Consider the following 568-nt stretch of genomic DNA (forward strand, 5'->3'; position numbering starts at 1 on the left):
TTTGATGGTTATTTTTTTGAAGCTTGAATCTCGTTCTAAAAGTTCAGGAATATAATTTGTTATTGGGTCATTTACACTTTTTATAAAGCCATCATCAATAGCGGTTCCAATTAAAAACGATATAAATGACTTTGCCACAGATTGAGAATGGAAATAGGAATCTCTATTAAATCCATTAAAATACTTCTCATAAATTATGGTGTCTTTTTTGATGACAATTAACGCAGTAGTTTGAGACTTGATTGCCCACTCTTCAAAGCTATTAAATCCAGTTTTAGTTACTAATTCTCCAAATAGTGACTCAATATATTTCTCTTTAGGCTGTGAAATGAATGTATTGGTCTTTTTTGCCTCCTTAATCTTGTGATTTTCAAAATTCTCATAATCATAAACATCCGCTACATTCATGGTAATGAGTCGATAAACGTAAGTAGGTGTATATTGAATAGAAAGAAGTATCAAAAGGAATAGAACAAATGACATTATAGTAAGAAATGTAATTTTTAGTTTTTTTCTCATTTAATTTTTTTGACTATTTGTAGAATGTTTAGGATAATTGGCTGTAACG

The 568-nt window shown here is 29.0% G+C and carries 1 pseudogene; it reads right to left on the bottom strand.

The features are described from left to right. A pseudogene (locus Q1A01_RS23650) lies at nt 1–519 on the bottom strand (serine hydrolase); the annotation flags it as partial. Nucleotides 520–568 lie beyond the last annotated feature (49 nt).

The organism is uncultured Dokdonia sp., from assembly GCF_947492815.1.
Lineage (GTDB): Bacteria > Bacteroidota > Bacteroidia > Flavobacteriales > Flavobacteriaceae > Dokdonia.